The organism is Rhodohalobacter mucosus (assembly GCF_003150675.1).
Classification (GTDB): domain Bacteria; phylum Bacteroidota; class Rhodothermia; order Balneolales; family Balneolaceae; genus Rhodohalobacter; species Rhodohalobacter mucosus.
The window spans coordinates 1-5,794 of the sequence record NZ_QGGB01000014.1 but is presented as its reverse complement, the minus strand read 5'-3'; the positions used below and the strand labels follow the sequence as shown (position 1 = coordinate 5,794).

At 54.1% G+C, this 5,794-nt stretch carries 2 tRNA genes and 3 rRNA genes; all 5 read left to right on the top strand.

Annotated features, from left to right (window positions below):
• Window positions 1-84 precede the first annotated feature (84 nt).
• The 5 genes from DDZ15_RS16545 (at window position 85) to rrf (ending at window position 5,473) form a co-directional block, all read left to right on the top strand.
• Window positions 85-1,617: ribosomal RNA gene (locus DDZ15_RS16545) — 16S ribosomal RNA — on the top strand.
• A gap of 107 nt (window positions 1,618-1,724) precedes the next feature.
• Window positions 1,725-1,798: transfer RNA gene (locus DDZ15_RS16540), tRNA-Ile, on the top strand.
• A 158-nt stretch (window positions 1,799-1,956) separates the two neighbouring features.
• Window positions 1,957-2,030, top strand: a tRNA-Ala gene (locus DDZ15_RS16535).
• Window positions 2,031-2,300: 270 nt separating this feature from the next.
• Window positions 2,301-5,223, top strand: a 23S ribosomal RNA gene (locus DDZ15_RS16530).
• Between the two features lie 141 nt (window positions 5,224-5,364).
• Window positions 5,365-5,473, top strand: a 5S ribosomal RNA gene (gene rrf, locus DDZ15_RS16525).
• Together the 16S, 23S and 5S rRNA genes with 2 tRNA genes alongside form the textbook arrangement of a ribosomal RNA operon.
• The last annotated feature ends 321 nt before the right edge of the window (window positions 5,474-5,794 follow it).

Here is a 5,794-nt window from a genome sequence, read left to right as displayed (position 1 = left end):
TGTTCTTTTGACATACTGTAAGAGATAACCAGATTGTTTGATGGGTTTTTGGGTTGAGCTGTTTATTGGATATTTAGGATATATACAATGGAGAGTTTGATCCTGGCTCAGGACGAACGCTGGCGGCGGGCCTAACACATGCAAGTCGAAGGAGAAGGGTTGTGCTTGCACAACCTGGAGACTGGCGCACGGGTGAGTAACGCGTAGACAACCTGCCTATAGCAAGGGGATAACCATCCGAAAGGATGGCTAATACCGTATAATGCAGCGGGGCCGCATGGCCACAGTTGTTAAAGTTGAGACGGCTATAGATGGGTCTGCGTGCCATTAGTTAGTTGGTAGGGTAACGGCCTACCAAGGCGATGATGGCTAGGGGGTCTGAGAGGATGATCCCCCACACTGGAACTGAGACACGGTCCAGACTCCTACGGGAGGCAGCAGTGAGGAATCTTGCGCAATGGGCGAAAGCCTGACGCAGCCACGCCGCGTGCCGGAAGACGGCCCTATGGGTTGTAAACGGCTTTTGGTTGGGAAGAACAGCCCTGTTTCGATGGGGTTTGACGGTACCAATTGAATCAGCACCGGCTAACTCCGTGCCAGCAGCCGCGGTAATACGGAGGGTGCAAGCGTTGTCCGGAATCATTGGGTGTAAAGGGTGCGCAGGCTGGCTTTTAAGTCTGGGGTGAAATCTTGCCGCTTAACGGTAAAATTGCCCTGGATACTGGAAGTCTTGAATCTGACAGAGGTCGGTGGAATTCGTAGTGTAGCGGTGAAATGCATAGATATTACGAAGAACATCAGTGGCGAAGGCGGCCGGCTGGGTCAGTATTGACGCTCAGGCACGAGAGCGTGGGGAGCGAACAGGATTAGATACCCTGGTAGTCCACGCTGTAAACGATGTATGCTAGTTGTTGGGTTTTCGGATTCAGTGACGCAGTTAACGCAGTAAGCATACCACCTGGGGAGTACGTTCGCAAGAATGAAACTCAAAGGAATTGACGGGGGCCCGCACAAGCGGTGGAGCATGTGGCTTAATTCGATGCAACGCGAAGAACCTTACCCGGGCTAAATCCGACCTGCTACCTCCCGAAACGGAGGGTCCCTTCGGGGCGGGTTGGAAGGTGCTGCATGGCTGTCGTCAGCTCGTGCCGTGAGGTGTTGCCTTAAGTGGCGCAACGAGCGCAACCCCTGTGGTCAGTTACCAGCACGTAATGGTGGGGACTCTGGCCAGACTGCCTACGCAAGTAGTGAGGAAGGTGGGGACGACGTCAAGTCATCATGGCCCTTATGTCCGGGGCTGCACACGTGCTACAATGGATGGTACAGAGGGAAGCTACCCAGCAATGGGATGCAGATCTCGAAAGCCATTCTCAGTTCGGATTGGAGTCTGCAACTCGACTCCATGAAGGTGGAATCGCTAGTAATCGCGTATCAGCAACGACGCGGTGAATACGTTCCCGGGCCTTGTACACACCGCCCGTCAAGCGATGGAAGTCAGGAGTACCTGATGTCGGCGTGCTAACCTTCGGGGGGCAGCTGCCTAGGGTAAGCCTGGTAACTGGCGCTAAGTCGTAACAAGGTAGCCGTACCGGAAGGTGCGGCTGGATCACCTCCTAGGAAAATGGCCTCCCGGGAGCCCATCGGCAATCTGGTTATCTCTTGTAAGGAATTGTCAGGGCCGTGGCGGGCTGGTTGCCTGCAGCATCAGGCTCGTTGGCTACAATGGGCTTGTAGCTCAGGTGGTTAGAGCGCACGCCTGATAAGCGTGAGGTCGCAGGTTCAACTCCTGCCAAGCCCACTTTGGATTGGCGATTGTTGATTTTTGAATGATGATTGACCAGTCAAAAATCAACAATCATCAATCGCCAATAATAAATCCAAAGGGGCTATAGCTCAGCTGGCTGGTCCGCCGGTTGGCGGATTGCAAGCAGGGGGCCCTGTTCATTGGATTGAAAAGGGGCTATAGCTCAGCTGGCTAGAGCACCTGCTTTGCAAGCAGGGGGTCCGGGGTTCGAATCCCCGTAGCTCCACGTGATGATTGTTGATGTGTGATTGATGATTGTTGATGGGGTCAATTACCAAATTCCAATATCCAAGTGATTGTGGTATGGCATTTGGTAATTGATCGGTTCCGCTTAGCGGGGGGATTGGTTGATGTTCTTTGACGTAGTGGTAGTAAATTCTGTGATGATGCGCGGGTCCCCGCGTATCATACAATTGTGAAATAGATCGAGGTAAAAAATCGAGCTCATGAAGGTTTTATTGGGCAGGCGGGCGCAGTCATTGTGCAAGCCATGCAGGATAAAGCAGAAAAGGGCGCACGGTGGATGCCTAGGCATACAGAGGCGATGAAGGACGTGCCAAGCTGCGAAAATCCGTGGGGAGCTGCAAAGAAGCGTTGATCCGCGGGTGTCCGAATGGGGCAACCCACTCCGGCTTGCCGGAGTATCCATCTTCGGATGGAGGCATACGAGGGGAACTGAAACATCTAAGTACCCTCAGGAAGAGAAAACAACAGTGATTTCCCAAGTAGTGGCGAGCGAACGGGAAACAGCCCAAACCGGCGGGTGCTTGCACCTGTCGGGGTAGTAGGACTTGCCATCAGACCAACAACGGTGAATCGAAGCTGCCTGGAAAGCAGCGCCACAGAGGGTGAAAGCCCCGTAGGTGAAGCTTGAGTTGGTTGGTAAGGATCCTGAGTAGTGCGGGGCCGGTGAAACCCTGCATGAATCTGGCGGCACCATCCGCCAAGGCTAAATACATCTGTATGACCGATAGTGGACTAGTACCGTGAGGGAAAGGTGAAAAGAACGCCGAGAAGGCGAGTGAAATAGTACCTGAAACCGTGCGCTTACAAGCGGTCGGAGCGTTGTAGTCTTCGGATTATAATGTGACGGCGTGCCTTTTGTATAATGAGCCTACGAGTTGCGCCTGTTGTGCGAGGTTAATCCCTTCAGGGGAGGAGCCGCAGCGAAAGCGAGTCTGATAAGGGCGCCAGTACAGCGGGGCAGACGCGAAACCGAGTGATCTATCCATGGCCAGGGTGAAGTTGCCGTAAAAGGCAATGGAGGCCCGAACCGCCAGGCGTTGAAAAGCCTTCGGATGAGCTGTGGATAGGGGTGAAAGGCCAATCAAACTCGGAAATAGCTCGTACTCCCCGAAATATATTTAGGTATAGCGTGCATCGGATAGCCATCCGGAGGTAGAGCACTGATTAGGCTAGGGCCCTTCACCGGGTACCAAACCTAGACAAACTCCGAATGCCGGTTGGTGTTGATGCGCAGTCAGTCACGGGGTGATAACGTCCCGTGGCGAGAGGGAAACAACCCAGACCATCGGTTAAGGTCCCAAAATACCAGCTAAGTTGGTTAAAGAAAGTTGGATTGCCCAGACAACCAGGAGGTTGGCTTAGAAGCAGCCATTCCTTAAAAGAGTGCGTAATAGCTCACTGGTCGAGCGATCCGGCGTCGATAATTTGCGGGCATAAGCTGGTTACCGAAACCATGGATTCTGTCACTTGTGACAGAGTGGTAGGGGAGCATTCCGCCGCCGCAGAAGGTTTTGCGTGAGCAGGGCTGGAGGTTGCGGAAGCGAAACTGTAGGCATGAGTAACGATAACAGGGGTGAGAAACCCCTGCACCGAAAACCCAAGGGTTCCTGATCAACGCTAATCGGATCAGGGTTAGTCGAGACCTAAGGCGACCCCGAAAGGGCCAGCCGATGGAAAACCGGTTCAATATTCCGGTACCGGCTCCAGCGTTAAGGCAAAGGCGTGACGCAGAAGTGACACTTCCGCCCCGTGACGAACATCGGGGTTGAAGCCCGTAGGCTGGGCGGCAGGCAAATCCGCCGCCCGTACGGCTGAAAGGCGACAGTACCGGGAGGCTTCGGCCAAACGGATAGTGAAGGTAATCTGGCTGCCAAGAAAAGCGTCGTTGTTTGTTGGAGGCGCTCGTACCCTAAACCGACACAGGTGGGTGAGGAGAGGATCCTCAGGTGCTCGAGAGAATCGTGGCTAAGGAACTAGGCAAATTAGATCCGTAACTTCGGGAGAAGGATCCCCTGTCGCGCTACGGCGTGATGGGGCGCAGTGAAAAGGTTCAAGCGACTGTTTACCAAAAACACATGTCTCTGCCAAGGCGCAAGCCGATGTATAGGGACTGACACCTGCCCGGTGCCGGAAGGTTAAAGAAGGGAGTTAACCGCCAATAGGCGGTGAAGCTCTTGACTGAAGCCCCGGTAAACGGCGGCCGTAACTATAACGGTCCTAAGGTAGCGAAATTCCTTGTCGGGTAAGTTCCGACCTGCACGAATGGTGTAACGACTTGAACACTGTCTCGGCCACGAGCTCGGTGAAATTGTGGTATCGGTGATGACGCCGATTACCCGCAGCGGGACGGAAAGACCCCGTGAACCTTTACTACAACTTTACATTGGCTCTAGCTGCTGCATGTGCAGGATAGGCGGGAGACGGTGAAGCGGGCGCGCCAGCGTCTGTGGAGTCGCCCTTGAAATACCGCCCTTGCCTCAGGTGGATTCTAATCCGCCGGCTGGCGGAAACAGTGTATGGTGGGTAGTTTGACTGGGGCGGTCGCCTCCTAAAGCGTAACGGAGGCTCCCAAAGGTACCCTCAGCATGGTTGGCAATCATGCGCAGAGTGTAAAAGCATAAGGGTGCTTGACTGTAAGGCATACAGGCCGAGCAGGAACGAAAGTTGGGTTTAGTGATCCGGTGGCACCGAATGGAAGGGCCATCGCTCAAAGGATAAAAGGTACTCCGGGGATAACAGGCTTATCTCCCCCAAGAGTTCATATCGACGGGGAGGTTTGGCACCTCGATGTCGGCTCATCGCATCCTGGGGCTGGAGAAGGTCCCAAGGGTACGGCTGTTCGCCGTTTAAAGCGGTACGCGAGCTGGGTTCAGAACGTCGTGAGACAGTTCGGTCCCTATCTGCTGTGGGCGTAGGAATATTGAGGAGAGCTGCTCCTAGTACGAGAGGACCGGAGTGGACGCACCGCTAGTGTACCTGTTGTAACGTCAGTTGCACCGCAGGGTAGCTATGTGCGCATGTGATAAGCCGCTGAATGCATCTAAGCGCGAAGCACACTCCAAGATAAGTATTCCCCAAAGAGTCCTGGAAGACGACCAGGTTGATAGGCGGCAGGTGTACGCACAGCAATGTGTTTAGCCGAGCCGTACTAAGTACTCTTGCGGCTTTTCCTGGATGGTTTGCACCATGACTGGCAAAGTCCAATACCAACCGGCATAGTTTGATAAAGACCACCGGTCTGAAATCGCATTGTTCCACCACAGAATTTACTACACACCACTACGTCAACAAGATGTTAGTTACAACGATCTTGATGAGGTGATTATAGCGCGGAGGTCCCACCCGTTCCCATTCCGAACACGGCCGTTAAGCTCCGCAGCGCCGATGGTACTGCATTCGCGGTAGAGTAGGTCGTCGCCTCATCACTTATTTTTTCCAAAAGCCTCCCTGCGCTCAGCGCACGGAGGCTTTTTTTGTTGCAGACAAACAGCCCACGTCTGCTGTGCTCATAAGCTCCTCAATGATTTACTCCCCTTAAGGGTTTCTCGCAGAGTCGCGCAGATGGGCCGCGGAGTCACGCCGCATAGCGATCCCTTCGGGGCAGATGGTCACCCTCACCCTTTTTTTATTTCCACCCGTTCCCATCCGATCCGCCCCCCGGCGGATAAGCTCCGCAGCGCCGATGGTACTTCCGCCAGCCGGCGGAGTCCGAGCAGGTCGTCGCCTCATCACTTATTTTTTCCA